Origin of the sequence: Ruminiclostridium papyrosolvens DSM 2782 (assembly GCF_029318685.1) — a bacterium.
Classification (GTDB): domain Bacteria; phylum Bacillota; class Clostridia; order Acetivibrionales; family DSM-1351; genus Ruminiclostridium; species Ruminiclostridium papyrosolvens.
Map to the genome: position 1 here is coordinate 3,398,751 of NZ_CP119677.1, position 16,871 is coordinate 3,415,621.

Annotated in this window: 19 protein-coding genes; 3 read left to right on the plus strand and 16 right to left on the minus strand. The window is 36.1% G+C overall.

Going from position 1 to position 16,871, the window contains the following annotated elements; genetic code table 11:
* Positions 1–74: 74 nt before the first annotated feature.
* Positions 75–1,385, minus strand: a complete 1,311-nt coding sequence (mtaB, locus tag P0092_RS15250) for a tRNA (N(6)-L-threonylcarbamoyladenosine(37)-C(2))-methylthiotransferase MtaB (RefSeq protein ID WP_004616707.1) — start codon at positions 1,383–1,385, stop codon at positions 75–77.
* Between the two features lie 139 nt (positions 1,386–1,524).
* The gene (locus tag P0092_RS15255) at positions 1,525–2,463 is read right to left on the minus strand and encodes a glycosyltransferase family 2 protein (protein ID WP_004616704.1); all 939 of its coding nucleotides are present in this window, start codon (positions 2,461–2,463) and stop codon (positions 1,525–1,527) included.
* A gap of 396 nt (positions 2,464–2,859) precedes the next feature.
* Between P0092_RS15255 and P0092_RS15260 the strand changes: the two genes are divergently transcribed.
* Positions 2,860–3,087 carry an HPr family phosphocarrier protein gene (locus P0092_RS15260; protein WP_004616702.1) on the plus strand — a complete coding sequence of 76 codons (228 nt, stop codon included), beginning with the start codon at positions 2,860–2,862 and terminating at the stop codon, positions 3,085–3,087.
* Between the two features lie 87 nt (positions 3,088–3,174).
* Here P0092_RS15260 and P0092_RS15265 read toward each other — a convergent pair whose 3' ends face one another.
* The 12 genes from P0092_RS15265 to P0092_RS22065 form a co-directional block, all read right to left on the minus strand.
* The gene (locus tag P0092_RS15265; protein WP_004616698.1) at positions 3,175–3,627 is read right to left on the minus strand and encodes a 2-thiouracil desulfurase family protein; all 453 of its coding nucleotides are present in this window, start codon (positions 3,625–3,627) and stop codon (positions 3,175–3,177) included.
* A gap of 6 nt (positions 3,628–3,633) precedes the next feature.
* Positions 3,634–6,000, minus strand: coding sequence for a ribonuclease R (gene rnr / locus P0092_RS15270; protein ID WP_004616695.1), 2,367 nt, complete (start codon positions 5,998–6,000; stop codon positions 3,634–3,636).
* 80 nt (positions 6,001–6,080) lie between these two features.
* Positions 6,081–7,553, minus strand: coding sequence for a hypothetical protein (locus tag P0092_RS15275; protein WP_004616693.1), 1,473 nt, complete (start codon positions 7,551–7,553; stop codon positions 6,081–6,083).
* A 4-nt stretch (positions 7,554–7,557) separates the two neighbouring features.
* The gene (locus P0092_RS15280) at positions 7,558–8,973 is read right to left on the minus strand and encodes a sensor histidine kinase (RefSeq protein WP_117407363.1); all 1,416 of its coding nucleotides are present in this window, start codon (positions 8,971–8,973) and stop codon (positions 7,558–7,560) included.
* Positions 8,958–9,653 (minus strand): response regulator transcription factor, encoded by a 696-nt coding sequence (locus P0092_RS15285; RefSeq protein ID WP_004616689.1) that lies wholly within the window; start codon positions 9,651–9,653, stop codon positions 8,958–8,960. The genes P0092_RS15280 and P0092_RS15285 overlap by 16 nt, the downstream gene beginning before the upstream one ends.
* A gap of 17 nt (positions 9,654–9,670) precedes the next feature.
* The gene (locus P0092_RS15290) at positions 9,671–10,552 is read right to left on the minus strand and encodes a polysaccharide deacetylase family protein (protein ID WP_004616687.1); all 882 of its coding nucleotides are present in this window, start codon (positions 10,550–10,552) and stop codon (positions 9,671–9,673) included.
* A gap of 118 nt (positions 10,553–10,670) precedes the next feature.
* A complete protein-coding gene (locus P0092_RS15295) occupies positions 10,671–11,219 on the minus strand; it encodes an HDIG domain-containing metalloprotein (RefSeq protein WP_004616685.1) in 549 nt (182 codons plus the stop codon).
* A 193-nt stretch (positions 11,220–11,412) separates the two neighbouring features.
* Complete coding sequence (gene secG / locus P0092_RS15300; RefSeq protein ID WP_004616683.1) at positions 11,413–11,664, minus strand: preprotein translocase subunit SecG; 252 nt, start codon at positions 11,662–11,664, stop codon at positions 11,413–11,415.
* Positions 11,665–11,959: 295 nt separating this feature from the next.
* The gene (gene eno / locus P0092_RS15305) at positions 11,960–13,255 is read right to left on the minus strand and encodes a phosphopyruvate hydratase (protein ID WP_004616681.1); all 1,296 of its coding nucleotides are present in this window, start codon (positions 13,253–13,255) and stop codon (positions 11,960–11,962) included.
* Between the two features lie 277 nt (positions 13,256–13,532).
* A complete protein-coding gene (locus tag P0092_RS22055) occupies positions 13,533–13,733 on the minus strand; it encodes a hypothetical protein (protein WP_338054716.1) in 201 nt (66 codons plus the stop codon).
* A 20-nt stretch (positions 13,734–13,753) separates the two neighbouring features.
* A complete protein-coding gene (locus P0092_RS22060; RefSeq protein WP_338054717.1) occupies positions 13,754–14,044 on the minus strand; it encodes a hypothetical protein in 291 nt (96 codons plus the stop codon).
* Complete coding sequence (locus P0092_RS22065; RefSeq protein ID WP_338054718.1) at positions 14,037–14,447, minus strand: helix-turn-helix transcriptional regulator; 411 nt, start codon at positions 14,445–14,447, stop codon at positions 14,037–14,039. The genes P0092_RS22060 and P0092_RS22065 overlap by 8 nt, the downstream gene beginning before the upstream one ends.
* A gap of 212 nt (positions 14,448–14,659) precedes the next feature.
* Here P0092_RS22065 and P0092_RS15315 point away from each other — a divergent pair, with 212 nt between their 5' ends.
* Positions 14,660–15,007: a helix-turn-helix domain-containing protein gene (locus P0092_RS15315; RefSeq protein ID WP_004616679.1), complete on the plus strand. Its 348-nt coding sequence runs from the start codon at positions 14,660–14,662 to the stop codon at positions 15,005–15,007.
* A gap of 119 nt (positions 15,008–15,126) precedes the next feature.
* Positions 15,127–15,486 carry a helix-turn-helix domain-containing protein gene (locus P0092_RS15320; RefSeq protein ID WP_004616676.1) on the plus strand — a complete coding sequence of 120 codons (360 nt, stop codon included), beginning with the start codon at positions 15,127–15,129 and terminating at the stop codon, positions 15,484–15,486.
* Between the two features lie 49 nt (positions 15,487–15,535).
* On the opposite strand, the gene P0092_RS15325 is transcribed toward P0092_RS15320, so the two are convergent.
* Positions 15,536–15,721 (minus strand): hypothetical protein, encoded by a 186-nt coding sequence (locus tag P0092_RS15325; protein ID WP_276186959.1) that lies wholly within the window; start codon positions 15,719–15,721, stop codon positions 15,536–15,538.
* Positions 15,684–16,760 (minus strand): hypothetical protein, encoded by a 1,077-nt coding sequence (locus tag P0092_RS15330; RefSeq protein ID WP_004616672.1) that lies wholly within the window; start codon positions 16,758–16,760, stop codon positions 15,684–15,686. Before P0092_RS15330 ends, P0092_RS15325 begins: the two co-directional genes overlap by 38 nt.
* Positions 16,761–16,871: the final 111 nt, after the last annotated feature.

Genomic DNA, 16,871 nt, shown 5'->3' on the forward strand with positions numbered 1-16,871 from the left:
CCAGTTACCTCTAATCAATATCCAACTTTTCCTTAATTTTCATAAGGCTATATACCATAATATTACCTCATTTATCAGGCTTTTGCAACAATTTTTCCTTCAAATAACACTCCATTAACTTTTGACAATTTTGTTTCTGCCAGTTTGCCTTTAAGACTAATATCACCTTTTGCCATTACCCGAATATAATTATTTGTCAACCCTTCAATATAGCCGTCTTCACCGTGCATCTCCTGCTCGTATAAAACTTCCATATCCCTTCCCACATACTTTTCCAGATATTTTTTTTCAAGCTCATCCGAGAGAGCCAGCATTATTTCGCTTCTTCTTTCCTTTTCCTCGGGGCTTACCTGGTTTTTCATTCCTGCCGCCGGAGTTCCCTTTCTTGGCGAATATTTGAACACGTGGATTTTGGAAAAACCGATTTCTTCCGCAAAATCACGGGACTCTGCGAAATCCTCTCCCGTTTCACCGGGGAAACCCACCATCAAGTCGGTAGTTATTGCAACATCAGGAATATTGTTTTTAAGCAGCTCTACACTTCTTCTATATTCATCAGTGTTATATTTTCTGTTCATTTCTACAAGGGTTTTATCACAACCGCTTTGCAATGACAAATGAAAATGCGGACAGAGCTTTGGCAGCCCCACGGCAGCTTCAACAAATTCTTTTGTAATTGTGGTAGGCTCTATAGAGCCCAAACGTATTCTTTTAATGCCGTCAATACTGTGTATTTTACGAATAATATCCAGCAGGCTGGTATCCTCCAGTTCTCTGCCGTATGAAGCAAGATGGATACCTGTCAATACTACCTCTAAAAATCCACTGTCTGCAAGCTGTCTTACTTCTTCTATTATATCATCCGGCTTTCTGCTTCGTATAGGCCCCCTCGCATAAGGAATTATACAATAGGCGCAGAATTGGCTGCACCCTTCCTGTATTTTCAGGTATGCCCTTGTCCTCTCTTTAAATGTACTTAATTTAAGCTCTTCAAAAGACCTTGATGCCATTATATTGTCCACAGCATTTATTCTGCATTCACCTGCTTCAATTCTTTCTACGTACTCCAGAATTCTGCCGCGATCCTTTGTACCTATAACCATATTAACACCGGGAATCTTTAAAACTTCTTCTGAGGATGTCTGTGCATAACAGCCCATAACAATAACTATAGAATCCGGATTTGTTTTCTTCGCCTTTCTTATAGCCTGTCTGGATTTTCTGTCACTCAGATTTGTAACAGTACATGTATTTATTATATAAACATTTGAAACCTGTTCAAAAGAAACTATTTCATATCCGTTTTGCTCAAATATTGAAGAAACTGCTTCGGACTCGTACTGATTAACTTTACAACCCAATGTATAAAAAGCTACTTTTTTCATTAATGCCTTCAATCCTCATTTTTTATTTTATTCATTTTATATGATTTCATATATATTAAAAAAGTATAACATTAATATCGTATTGATTTCAACACAAAGCTTACTGATGAGGTTGTGGGCTGATTAGGATATTATCGGTCTACTTCTCGGCAGCTTTCATTCTAAACAACATACGGTGATAAGCAAAATAAGTTTTGTAAAGCACAATAAATGGAATAAAGAAAACTACATAGAAACGTTTTGCTTTAAATCCATAAGATATTACTTCAACAATGGATTTAATATAATTTTTTGCGTATATCGGTATACTTTTCAGCAAACCTCCGTTTTCTTTCCACTGTTGATTGTTTACATCCTCAGGACTAGCGACAGGTTTTGCCCAGGACTTTCCATGTCCCATAAATTCACGAAATGTATCCCTGTTAATGTGAAGAACTTTGGCTTTAGGCTCAAAATACAGTCCATATCCACCAAATGCAACTCTTAAGCAAAAATCAACGTCCTCTCCGGTTTTCAAATCCTCATTGAACACGCCTATTTCCTCCACGAGACTTTTGGGGACGCTAATATTGGCAGAAGGGAAATAGCTGTTGTTTATATGATTTTTTAAAGCAGGATGGTATGCTGACCATGAACAGAAGTCATCACATACTGCCCAGAAATTCTTGTTATAACCGCCTATTCCCCCTCCTACCATTTTTACTTTGGGATTGCTTCTTTTGAAATTTAGATGAGCGTTAATATGATTCATAACAAAATCACTGTCCGCAAGACAGTCGGAATCTGTAAAAATCAGATATTCTCCGGTTGCAATTGATATACCCTTGTTTCTTGAAGGGGATGGTCCTTTTTTCTCATTAAATACATACCTGACGTTAAAAGATTTGATTATGTCAGCCGTATTGTCCGTTGAATTATTGTCCACAACAATAACTTCAATTTTTTCTTTGGGATAATTTTGGTTAGTTATACACTCAAGACACCTTTCAATATATTTTTCCGCATTGTATGCCGGAATAATAACAGATACAAAAGGCAAATTAAATGCATCCGAGCTGTACAAAAACTCGTTTTTCATAAAATTGCACCTCCTTTAATGTTAGTAGGTTTTAACAATCTTAGTTTGTTTGTCATTTTTTTGATATTTATGTTCAAATTAATACTATATATTCTATTATTTTACAATTAATATTATATCAAATGAGCTGCTGAATGGCTATAAATTTCACTACCAACCTAACATTAAACCAAGCATATAATTCTAGAAATTATTGAATGAAAACATTGCCCAAACTTTGTAAGAAATGCACAACAATCTTCCAAGCCCTTTATATAGTGGCACTTCGTGGCATTTTTCTGTTAAGTTTTACCGTATCTTCAAACATCTTCATTGACTAATATTTGAAAAGCGGTTAATATTAAAATGTAAAAAAAATAATTGTTTTTTACCTTAATTATAAGGAGGATGGATAATATGAAATCATTTGATATTTCTTTAAAATCTATTAACGACGTAAAGGATTTCGTAAATATCGTTAACAAATATGACTTTGATGTAGATTTATCATCAGGACGTTACATCGTAGACGCAAAGTCAATCATGGGAATCTTCAGTCTTGACCTCAGCAAGCCTATTAAAGTTGAAGTTCAGAACGATGACAGCGAAAAATTCTGTGATGAAATTAAGCGTTTTGTAGTTTAATTTATTATTAACGAGTACAAACTATTGATAATAGACAAAAATAAAAGCGAGTTTTGAAACTCGCTTTTTGTTATTTTGACATAACAACTATTTCGCAGAAAATTCTTCTTCAGTTATTACTTCAAACCCATTTCTTACTAAAAGTTCTGCAGTAACTCCGTTACCTTCAGTTAGCTTTCCGCTGAAGGTTCCATCATATATTTTCCCAACACCGCAGGAGGGGCTTTTTGATTTTAGTATTGCTTTTTTTATGTTATAGAGTCTGCCTACCTTTAGTGTTTCTTCAGCACCTTTTAAAAATTTTTCTGTTTGATTTTGTCCTTTTGAGTCTATTATTTTTGACTTCCCTTCAAGGACGTCTCCTCCGACTCCGCAGACAATCTCACAAGAGTCCCTTGGAGTAGGTAGCCCTCCCATCTGTTCAGGGCATACCATAATTGCTTTGCCTTCTCTGACAAGTCTCTCTATATACTCGTTATAGTTGCTTTTACCGTTATATTTACTGTCCAGTCCTGCTAAACATGCACTAACCAGTATCATTTGACCCTACCTTTTTTTCCTTTTCCTTTTTCCCATTATTTTTTCATAAACCTTTTTATCTATGATTTTTCCCTTTTTGCCGGGTTTATTGCCGGAAGAAGTACTCCTTCTGCCCTTATCATCAGCCTTATCCTTATCCGGTTTTGTACTCCGGCTGGTTCTCTTAACAGCTGAAGGTTCTTTCTTGCGCTTTGTAAATATTATTTCATCTTCAGTTTCCTCGTCAATGCTGTCAAAATCATCATCAGACTCAACCAGTATAAACTCAATTTTCCTTGCAGATATGTCGGCTTTTGCAAGAATAACCTTGACTGTATCGCCTATTCTGTATATTTTGCGTGTTCGTTCACCTACAAGACAGTAATGAGCTTCGTCATAGTTATAGTAGTCATCTTCCATGCTGCTCATTCTGACCAGACCTTCTATGGTGTTGTCAAGCTCTATGAACATACCAAAGGAAGTTACATTTGCAATAATACCTTCAAATATCTCTCCTTCATGAGCTTTCATATATTCTACCTTTTTCAGGTCTTCACTTTCTCTTTCAGCCTCATCTGCTCCTCTTTCACGCTCAGAGCACTGTTTTGCTATTTCAGGCAGTATTCCTTCTAATTGGCGGATTTTTTCCTCACTCATTCCGCCTTTCAGATATAGCTTCATTATCCTGTGAATTATCAAATCCGGATATCGTCTGATAGGCGATGTAAAGTGACAATAGTATTTTGCAGCCAAACCGAAGTGTCCTGTACTTTCATTGCTATACCGGGCTTTTTGTAAGGATCTTAGCATAACCGTACTGATTATTCTCTCGTGTCTGGTTCCTTTAACCTTTTCCAAAAGGTCCTGTAAGGCTCTGGGATGAATTTTATTTATGCCCTTTATGCTGTATCCCAGATTGTAAAGAAATTCGTTCAGATTGTGGATTTTTTCTTCATCAGGGTCTTCGTGTACTCTATATACAAAGGGTGTATTTGTCCAGAAAAAATGCTCCGCAACAGTTTCATTGCAGGCCAGCATAAATTCTTCAATTATCTGGTTTGCAATGGTTATTTCATATCTTTTTACGTCAATAGGCCTGCCCTTTTCATCCAGTACTACCTTTGCTTCATCAAAGTCGAAATCAATAGCACCTCTCTGGAATCTTTTCTTCCTTAATATAAGTGCAAGTTCCTGCATTTTGTAAAAATCAGGAGCAACATGACTGTAGCGTTTTATAAGCTCCTGGTCATTATCCGCCAGTATCTTATATACGTTGGTGTATGTCATTCTCTCATCTATATTAATTACACTTTCAAATATCTCATGGTTATATACTCTTCCGTTTTTATCTATGTCCATAATTACGGTAAAACTCAGCCTGTCAACATGTGGGTTAAGGCTGCAAATACCGTTGGACAATTTTCTAGGAAGCATTGGTATAACCCTGTCCACAAGATATACACTTGTCCCTCTGTCAAGTGCTTCAATATCAAGAGGAGAGTTTTCCGTAACATAGTTGGTTACATCTGCAATGTGAACACCAAGTCTGTAATTCCCGTTTTCCAGTATTTCAATTGAAACCGCATCATCAAGGTCTTTTGCATCTTCTCCGTCTATTGTAACCATGCGGAGTCCCCTTAAATCACGCCTTCCCTGTATCATTTCCTCTGTTACTGTTTCACTTACGGAATTTGCCTGATTTAGAACATCCTCAGGGAAATCCTCTTCAAGGTTATAGGATTTTATTATGGAAAGGATATCGACCCCTGTTTCATTCCTGTCGCCTATTATTTCAATTATCCTGCCTTCAGCATTTCTTCTGGCTTCCGGATATTTTAGTATCTCAACTACAACCTTCTGTCCTTTTTTTGCACCCTGAAACTCGCTCTTTGAGACAAAAATATCTCCTGAAATTCTCTTATTATCAGGAACCACAAAACCGAAGCTCATACTGTTTTCAAAGGTTCCTACCAAAGTGGTATTAGCCCTTTTCAGAATACGTATTATCTCGCCTTCCATTCTCCTGTCTGTTGAACTTTTCTTATTTACCCGTGCCACAACTCTGTCATTATGCATAGCTCCGTTAAGGCTGTCTGCAGGGATAAATACATCTTCCATAAGCTCATCATCGGGTATGAGGAAGCCATATCCCCTTTCATGCCCCTGAATCCTTCCTGTCACCAGATTTAGCCTTGTCGGTACACCATACCTTTTTCCATGGGTCTTAAATATTCTTCCTTCTTCTTCAAGTTCATCAATTACCTGTGTAAAGAGTTCAATATCTTTTTCCGGCACGTCAAGAACCATTAAAAGTTCCTTAAATAAAAGAGGTTTATATGCTTTATCCCTCATAAATGCAACAATTCGTTCTTTACGTTCTTCCAAGTCTGCCATGTATTAAATTACCTTTCCATCTTCTTTTTAAAGTTAACGCACTTCTCCCTTATACTAATATATTATTCCAAGTATTTCAATTAAAATTCACCGTTGTCATTGCTATTGTCAAAAGCTGTTTCCGAAAATTCCCCCCACATATCGGCATACTTTCCGGTGGCCCATTCTGTCATGATAATGGACTCCCCTTCTTTAAGGGGTATTTTAAGCAGCTGCTTGCTTATGGCATTCTTGTTTTGAACAGTATATACAATTATATAATCTTCAGATACCAACATGGCAATATCTTTATTAGGCGACATATAAGCATCCTTTGTCCACGGTACTCTGGATTTAATTTCATTCCATGGAATATTCATTTCATCATAATGTATTAACTTTGAAGGCACCATTTGCTTTACGTCAAAATCTTCATACTTTCTATCAGCCGAAGAGTCCTTATAATAAAGACGGCTTTTCATGATCCAATGTCCGTTTCTTCTCTGTAAAGTAAAATTGTCTTCCTGAGGCTGGCGGTTCAGCCCGTCCGCCCTTTTGCTATCCAAAGAGGATATAAACACCTCTGCTGATTGCTTTAATGTCTTGGTAGAACCGCCTTCAATTATATCCGACAGCAGCACGGGCTTTTTAGTAGCAAGATTGTCTATAGGTAAAACCCCTAGTCGCATGTCGCTTTCAATACCTATATAGTCGTTTCCGACAAAAAGTATTTTTGAATTAGGCTTTTTGTTAATCATATTTATTCTGCTTACCAACTTTGTTTGGTGCTTTTTGGATAGTTCTGCAAAAGGCTCCGCATATATATTCATCTCATTATTAGTAGGTATGAAACCGATTTCCCAGAATCCTTTTGCCCTTGGAACTATCAGCTGATTTGTATACAATTTAGCCTTTGTTTCACGATTTTTGAAATAAAGCCATAGTGTATGGTAAGTATTATCGGCAGATCTAATTCCCAGAAGAACTCCTGACCTGAGCAAGGGGTCTTCCTTATAATCTCCGCTATCTATATCCAAGCCCACACTTCCAAGACTTTCTGCTCTGATTTTTTCATCTATATCCACAGAAATTCTTTTCAATGCCAAAAAACCACCTTCCATGTAGACATATGCAGTATTCGCATCTGTAACTATAAGCTCATGAAAAAGCTGGTTATCTGTTGTTATTGTGACTACATTCACATTCTCAGTAGTAATACCAAGAACATCTTCACTCACACGGTATTTATTTTGTATAAAAGCTCCTGCGGATGTTCTAATACTTTTATATTGGGGATTAATACAGACATCTTTGAAAATAGCACCGACTTCATTGTCAAAAACAGCTTCCTTCCCGATAAACTGCTCATACTTCTCCTGTTTCTCAGGTGTCAATGAGCTATTGTCAGTTAAAATATAATTCTGTATTTTCCATGTACCTTTTACGGCAATATTTTTGCCTTCCGGGGGCTTTATTGTATCCTCGATACTGAAATTGATACTGCTGCAGCCTGAAAATAAGGATGCAGTAATTAATAATAATATTGTTAAAAGTACTCTTATTTTCTTTGCCAAAATATCAGCCTCCAATAGGAATCCTCACTGTTACAATTGTTCCTTTATCCAGTTCGCTTTCAATGCTCAGACTTCCATTGTGCAGCTTTACTATCTCATCGCAGATTGAAAGCCCCAGTCCCGTATGAGAGTTGCTGCTATTTCCCTTGTAGAATTTCTCCGTTACCAGAGGTAATTCCTCTGGGCTTATACCACAGCCGGTATCCTCAACCCTGAAAACAACATTCTCATTCTCCCAAAATGAAATTAATGCTACCCTTCCGTTCTGAGGTGTAAAATTGAAGGCATTTCCCAACAGATTAATCAAAAGCTGAGTAATTCTGTTTCTATCTAAATCAACAATAGGGATATTTTCACATTTAGCAACAAAGCTAATTTTTTCTTTTTTAGCTCTATCACTCATTTGTTTTTGTATGTAGTCAACAATGGAACTAACGTCTGTCTTTTCCTTTTTTAGCTCAACATTTCCCGAAACGAAACGAGAAAAGTCCAAAAGTTCCTCAACCATGTCTGTGAGCCGATCACTTTCCTTTACAATGATATTCAATCCGTCACTAAGAATTTCTCGGTCACTGTAATCATCATCAATTATGGTATTTGCCCAGCCTTTTATTGATGTCAGAGGTGTTCTGAGTTCATGCGAAACCGTAGATATAAAATCGTTTTTGATTCGTTCTCTTTTTTGTATTTCTGAAGCCATGTAATTGAGAGTATCCGAAAGCTTACCAATCTCATCATTTCTGCTTTTGCATATTCTAACATCGAGATTTCCCTCTGCCATTAATTCGGCTGCTCCCGTTACATTTTTGATCGGATGAATGATACTATGTGCCAGAGCTATACTAATAGTACCTGCAACCAGAATAACAACAATTCCGATTATTATAAATATCATGGAAATATTAAATATAATTCTGTCAACATCTTTTAAGGAGGTTATAAACCTTACTACTCCAACCTGCTCAGTATCTGATTTGAGGGGGTAGGATACAATCATAATCTGCTCACTGCCATTGTTGATTCTTCCCACCCACACACCTTTTTTGCCCTGCTGGGCCAGCTTGAAGTCATTGCCGGACACATATTCTCCCGACTCAAGTCCCTGGGAATCCAATAACACTTCCCCGGTGTTTCCTACAATCTGAACCTGTCCCGTAGTTTGTTTCCAGAATAAATCGGCATTGTCCATAATGTTAACATCCAAAGGGACATCAGAAAAATATCGGGTATAAAAGTCAGAAGCAGTCTTAATCTGATTTGTTAAAATACTCTCAATATTATTGTAGAAATAAAAACGCGTGAAATACACAAGCAGTGCTTCAAAAGCAAGAACGCTTATAAGAATAATCAGTATAAAATTTCTTACCAATCTGGCCTGAATACTGCCTTTAAATGTCATAGACATCATTCCTTCCGCCATCTGTACCCGATACCCCATACTGTTTCAATAAACATACCGTGGGAATCCTTATCTTCAATCTTGCTTCTCAGTCTCCTTATATTGACATCAACTATCTTGGTATCTCCCATGTAGTCATAGCCCCATATCTTGTCCAAAAGTTCATCTCTGGTAAAAGCTTTGTTTTTATTTTCCAGAAAGATTTTTAGTAAGAAAAATTCTTTTGGTGTAAGCAGAATCTCCTTATCTTCCTTAAACACTCTTTGAGAATAAAGCTCCAGCTTGAATACACCGCTTTTTAGCGTATCCTCTTTACTGTCTGATGTACCCTTTCCCACCAATCGTCTTAAAAGGGATTTTGCCCTCAGAATAAGCTCTGTAGTATTAAAAGGTTTTACAACATAGTCATCCGCACCATACTCCAAACCTTTTATTTTATCTATATCCTGTCCTCTGGCAGTCAGCATAATTATTCCGACTCCGGGCAACTCTTTTCTAAGTGTTTCACACACCTGAAATCCGCTTATTCCGGGCAACATAACATCCAAGAGCACAACATCCGGATTTTCTTGTCTTGCCTTTAATAATCCCTCTTCTCCTGTAGCTGCTTCTATAACAATAAAATTATGCTTTTTGAAGTTTATTTTTAAGAAACCTCTTATACTTTCTTCATCTTCTATTATAAGAACCTTACTTTCCATTATAAAAGAATTCCTTCCTACTTTTTCTTGTAAGCACTGCTATATACCTGTCCACTCTCAAGCTTTACTCCTCTGGCAGCAAAAAGTTCATCAATGGTAACTAGTTTAAATCCCTGCGAAGACAGTTTTTGTATTATTACCTCTGCTGCCTGAGCGGTGGGTTTATACAAATCATGCATCAGTACAATGTCTCCGTCCTTTACCTTACCAACTACATTATTTACTGTTGATGCCTTATTCTTTGTCTTCCAGTCTAAAGTATCTATGGACCAGAGAATTAGCGGAGCACCTGAGCATGTTTTTACTCTGCTATTTACACTTCCATAAGTCGGTCTTATTATAGACGGTTTTCTTTGAATAATGTTCTGTATTATATCAGATGTTTTGTTTAATTCTTTGTTAATTCCGTCGTTATTTAGCGTTGTTAATTGTTTATGACTGTAGCTATGATTACCAATTTCATTTCCGTTGTTATAGATTTGCTTTATAACACTGGGAAAACTCTCAGCTCTGTTTCCTACAACAAAGAAGGTTGCATGTCCATTATATTTTTTTAGAGCATTTAATATCAGTATTGTGTTCTGCGGATGAGGCCCGTCATCAAATGTAAGTGCAACCATAGGTTCGTTTTTGCCCGGAAGGGTCTGTTTCGCTGTATCCTTTCCCGGCTCTAAAGGTTTTTTATCCTCCGGCTTTTTTGTAGTATCAGAGGGAGCTACTGTGTTAGACTGCTGAGACGGTCCTTTTTTACTATCGTTAGCATTTTTTTGACTTTCAGATTTCGTTTGAATACTGATATTATTGTTATTATTCAGTATTTTGCCTTCTTTGACGCATATTGTTGCCACTAAAACTATTAATGCTAAAACTGCAATTGTTACCCCAAAAAATTTTTTCAATTTACTTCACCCATACCCCTTATTTATATTATTGTTATTTCATCTATCTTTATTTTATATTTAATTATTTTTTCAGTAGTTACAAAACTACAAAAAAAAAGTTACAAATAAGTAACCTTTACATTTTTGTATTGTCAAAATTCTTTTGCATTGCATTTAAGGTTATTTCCACAAATTCTAATAAAGTAATATTCAATTCTATATAATGCTTTATATGTTCAATGTTTATTCCTTCAATATCTGACTTTGAAATATTTTCAAGTACCATTTTAGGTGTAACATCTGAAAGGTTATTGTCCGGCAGTTTATCAGCACAGTAAGTTATTAGGTGTGTAAGATGATTTGCAGCATACAGTACTTTATCCATTTTTCTTTTTCTTGGTATTGTATGGTAATCATTTTGAGATCGGATGCAATAAATAATTGATTCGTCTATGTCAAAATTTTCAATTATTTGAGCAGCTACAATACTATGCTTTTCAGGATCGCCTGCTGTTTTTTCAATATCTATATCGTGCAAAAGACCGGCCAGGCCCCATATCTCAACGTCGGCATCATAATATCTCGCAAATTCTTTCATTACTGCTTCCACTGCTAAGGAATGTCTAAGAATATCTTTATGGTTCAATCGGATTTTGAGTTCTTCAAAAGCCTCATCTCTATTCATAATAAACCTCCAGAAGCCGCAAATATAGTTATAAAATATAAATAAAATACATCCTACAACTCTTTAATATTAGCATAGTATTATCTGGAATATCAACCAGTATATTATACCTATATTATATGCAAAAAAATATCCAACATGCAAAAAGCCCAAGTGTACGATATACACTTAGGCTTAATTTTATAAGTACAAATTAACCAACTCTATCTATCAACAAGTAAAGAGCAATAGATGTAATGAGAAATGCAATCGCAGCAAAAGCAGTATACTTTCCAAGCAATGCATCAATAGTACGACCCTTGTTCTTGCCGAAGAATGTCTCTGCTCCTCCTGCTATTGAGCCTGACAAACCAGCCTGTTTTCCTGACTGTAACAATACAATAATAATTATTGAAACAGCAAAGATAATGTGTAGTATATTAACAATCCATTTTGCAGCTTCCAACTTAAACACCTCCTAAAATAGACAAGTCAAATTTTATCATACTTAAATGGAAAAAACAAGTCCGGAGACTTGTTTTTCTAATTTATTTTATAAAAACACTCTTACCAAAAAATTTGTGGGGTACAGGCTTAGCTCTCATATTTTTCTATGATATATGATTTTCACTTAGCATTTCTCTTTACCTTTAATGGCTCAATTAATGGTTCGATTTAGAAGGCATAAAGAAAGTGTTTTTTGCTAAGCCGTACCCCGAAAACTAGGAAGGATATGTTTTGTATCTGGCTTTTAAATAATGTTATTTTAGGTTAAACCATGCTTTTATTCCCGGAAATTCTGCAACTTCTCCTAATTCTTCTTCTATTCTTAATAATTGATTGTATTTAGCAACTCTGTCTGTTCTGGAAGGTGCTCCGGTTTTTATCTGACCTGAATTTGTTGCTACTGCTATGTCAGCTATAGTTGCATCCTCTGTCTCTCCTGATCTGTGAGATGTAACAGCAGTATAGCCTGCACGGTTTGCCATTTGTATTGCATCAAGTGTTTCTGTAAGTGTACCTATCTGATTTACTTTTATCAGTATAGAATTTGCAACACCCATCTTTATACCTTTTTCAAGTCTCTTAGTATTGGTTACAAAAAGGTCATCACCTACCAGCTGAATCTTGCTGCCCAGTTTATCTGTCAGCAGTTTCCAACCTTCCCAATCCTCTTCCGACACACCGTCTTCCAGAGATATTATCGGGTATTTATTAACAAGGTCAGCCCAGTACTCTACCATCTCTTCTTTGCTTTTTCTAATGTTTGTCTTCCAGAAGAAATAAGAACCATCCTCTTGATACATCTCTGTTGCAGCAGCATCAATGGCTATTCTGAAATCATCTCCCGGTTTGTAGCCGGCTTTTTCAACTGCCTCCAAGATTACCTGAATTGCCTGTTCATCTGTTTCAAGATTTGGTGCAAAACCACCTTCATCACCTACTGCGGTACTAAGACCTTTACTATGCAAAACTTTTTTAAGATTGTGGAATACTTCAGCACACATTCTAAGAGCTTCCTTAAAGCTTTCAGCGCCAACAGGCATTATCATAAATTCCTGTATATTTACGCTGTTATCGGCGTGCTTTCCTCCGTTTATTATATTCATCATAGGCACGGGAAGTGTCTTTGAATTTACTCCTCCGATATACTGGTACAGTCCCAGTCCCAAAGCCTCCGAAGCGGCTTTTGCAACAGCCAGGGATACACCGAGTATTGCATTGGCACCCAATCTCTCCTTGTTAGGTGTACCATCAAGATCAATCATAAGTTTATCTACGGCAACCTGATCAAATACATTCATCCCCTCAACTTCAGGTGCTATAGTATTATTTACATTGTCTACTGCTGTTACCACGCCTTTTCCCATGTACCTGTCGCTATTCTCATCTCTCAGCTCAATAGCCTCGAAAGCACCGGTTGATGCGCCCGAAGGTACAGAAGCACGTCCGACAAAACCACCCTCGGCAATAACCTCGACTTCAACAGTCGGATTTCCTCTGGAATCAAGAATCTCTCTGGCGAAAACGCTTTCAATTGGTATATATTGTTTCATACTTAATTCTCCCTTCAAGGTAGTTATTCTTAATTAGGATACCATTCGACTTACTTTATTGTAAAATATTTCCCCAAACATTATTTACCTATCGTCCCTTATTATATGTAGCTGTTCAAAAAAAATACAAAATATAACTTAACATTAATTGGTATCCTTATTAAAAATTTTTAATTTATATATACCTACCACCGGGAAAGATTTTGAAACACTTCAAAAAAATAAGCGAAAACAGTGCCTGTCAAGAACACTGCTTTCGCCTGACTAAGCTTTTCCTTTATAAATTTATCTCCTTTACAGGCCTTGCCTCAATATATCCCCTATATCCCATCGGAGCAAGCTGAAATCTTGGAGCTTCATCGTCCGCCCACTGAAATCCATGTTTTTCAGGGTTATAGTTTTTTATTGCTTTCCAGAGATGTGAAATAGATTCCTCAAACTTTTCATCTTCGTAAGGCTGTCCCTGAAAAATCATCATCTTGCAAGGATTTAAGTCTATTATCTCAAATCCCTCAGGAATTTCTCCGGAATAGTCCAGGGGTACTTCAACCCCCTGAACATATAGTGACGTACCGGCTTAATCATTTTTCCCGGCAGCCACATTCCTGTGGGCTCGTAAACTGCCTCCTTTATACCTGATAATATATCCCATATACCGTAACCAACTTCTTCAAAACATTCAAAGTAACTTTCCGCTTTTTGTCCTCTCTTTAATACAAGCTTTATAGCAGGTCTTTCAACAAATCGTACAAATACGGTTTCGGTACATGAGTTTGGATTCTCAGCCATATATTATCCACTCCTTTTTGATTTCAAGGTAATATCCACGGATTTCTTCCGGAATAAAGAATTTTATTTCCGGTTTTGTTTTTGAATACTGTTTCGGAGTTATGCCAAACTGCTTTGAAAAGGCTCTGGTGAAACCTTCATATGAGTCAAACACAAAGTCAAAAGCAGCATGATTAACTTTGATATTATCATTTCTGAGTTTTTCAGCAGCCACATTCAATCTTAACAACCTAATATACAAAAAGGGAGCTTTACCGGTAAGCTCTTTAAATATCCTCGCAGTATACCAAGGGGAGTATCCCGCTTCTTTAGCCAGCATGTGAAGCGAAATAGGTTCTAAGATGCACTTCTCAATGTAGTTTTGCATTTTTTCTATGGTTTCTATCTTACTCCATGTATCCATTTTAATCACCTCATATAAAAGGATATCATCAGGTACAACGGATTTCTTGACCTTCTTTGCAAAGAATAAACCACAAGTATAAATTTGAGGTTTTTCCTTACACTGATATTATATCGCACATTTTGTTCTTTTTCAACACTTTTATGGAATATTTTATTCTATTTTATTAAATGATTTTTTTTGCCTGTTATATTTATTATTGGAGGCGTACTATGAGATTTGGTGACAGATTAAGGGAATTAAGGGAAGAACGAGATATTACCCAAAAGAAATTGGGCGAATTAATAAATGTTTCTACCAGAGTTATTGGTTACTATGAAGCTAACGACAGATTTCCAAAAGATGAGAATGTATTAAAAACCCTCGCGGATTTCTTTAATGTGTCGGTGGATTTTCTTGTTGGCCGTACCGATATCAGAAATTTTTCCGATGATTTTGTTGCAGAATCAAAAATCCCTTATAATTTGGACCTTAAGGGGCTTCCTGAAGAAGCTCTTAAAAAGGTTGAAGATTATATTGACTTAATCAAAACCAAATATAATTCTCCTAAACAAAATTAAAGCTCCCGCAAAGTCATTATATCGCATATTTTGTTCTTTTTCAATATTTTGCAGAATGATTCATTCTGTTTTCCTAAATGTTTTTTTATGCCTGTTATATTTATAGTTGGAGGCGTGCTATGAGATTTGGTGACAGATTAAGAGAATTAAGGGAAGAACGAGATATTACCCAAAAGAAGTTGGGCGAATTAATAAATGTTTCTGCCAGAGTTATTGGTTACTATGAAGCTAATGACAGATTTCCAAGAGATGAAAATGTATTAAAAACCCTCGCTGATTTCTTTAATGTGTCGGTGGATTATCTTGTTGGCCGTACCGAGATAAGGTTTTCTTCCGATGATATTGTGGCAGAATCAAAAATCTCTTATAATTTGGACGTCAAGGGGCTTCCGGATGAAGCTCTGAAAAAGGTTGAGGATTATATTGACTTGATTAAAACCAAATACAAATCCAATAATAATTCTCCTAAGAAAAAATAAAAACTCCCGTAACGCACTCGGGAGTGAACCATATTTTATTATTTTTTTACTATGTCATTAGCATCGAATTATTTTTAAATATTCTCAGTTCCCTTTCATACTCGCTTATAAGCTGTTGTCTTCTGTCTTCAAAAGTACCGTGATCCTGGATAAAATCCGTATCTTCATGGAAGAATCCAATGTTGTCTGCATTTGTGTTAGTCCCTTGGGGCAATATGTGAATTATTTTCCCCATAGTGTTGCTCATACTTACCCATCCCTTCCAAATAACTCTTTCTTCTTTCTTTACTTTTCCTTAGTATATCAAACTTTTTAATTAGTACATTAAACAATTCATCCCTATAGTAATTAACCATAAGAATATGTACATACGCCATGAATGGCTTTACAAACTCCCTGACTTCCTCCGTAGTTCTTCCTAACAGATGTTTTTCAGATATTTCTATCTGTAAAAGAGAAACTAATCCCTCATTTTCACAGAATATAGGAATAGCAATATACTGCTCAATATTCTTATCATTACATTTTTTACCGTATACATATTCTTTCTTTATCTCACTTGCATTTTTTAATATATGTATATCATTCTGCTTATCATTAAATATTTTTACATGGTAATAACTCAAATCACTGTCAAGATAAAAGTGTTTATCAAATATACTTGGCGAAATCTGATTTGAATTACCATAGCTTATCATTTTAATGTATTCCCTGCCTGTTTTTTTCTCCTTGAACCTGTGCATGAGAGAAACCTGGTGCGTATCCTTCTCCGTTGAAATTTTTATTGCATCATAAATGTTGTGGCATACCAGAGAGGCTATATCCTGATAGCTGAGAGTGCTAAAATCAGCTTTTGAAGGTATTATAACCGCTTTAGCACATACACTTCTGGTTATGTCGTTAAGTTTTCTGCTAACTGTCTGATTGATAACGGCTTCCCTGTTTATAACTTCCTTCAGGCATTTCACTCTTCGGTCCTTGTATTTCTGATAATTATCAATAGTTATTGTTATCCAATTGTACAGGATAATAAACACGAATGTTACCAGTATATGCAGCTTATCTCGGTAAAATTCCTTTTCGTAGATATTATATGTCTTAAAATCGGTAAGCTGCATCTGAAAAGCAAATACAAAAGTGAAAAGAAAGTTTACAAAGGTTCTGAAATACGAGGATTTGAGCAGTCTATAAAAGTAATAAAGCACAGAACCTAGCTTTTTGTAGTTATTAGAGAACTTTTTAAGCTGCAAAATCACTTTCGAAGGTTTTTTCATTTAATTGCACCTCCCTTTTACATAATATATTCTATATATGTAAATTTTATCCTTTATGAAGAAATAAAAAATCCACCGTTTTTTTATTTACCGTCGGTGGATTTTCCTGAA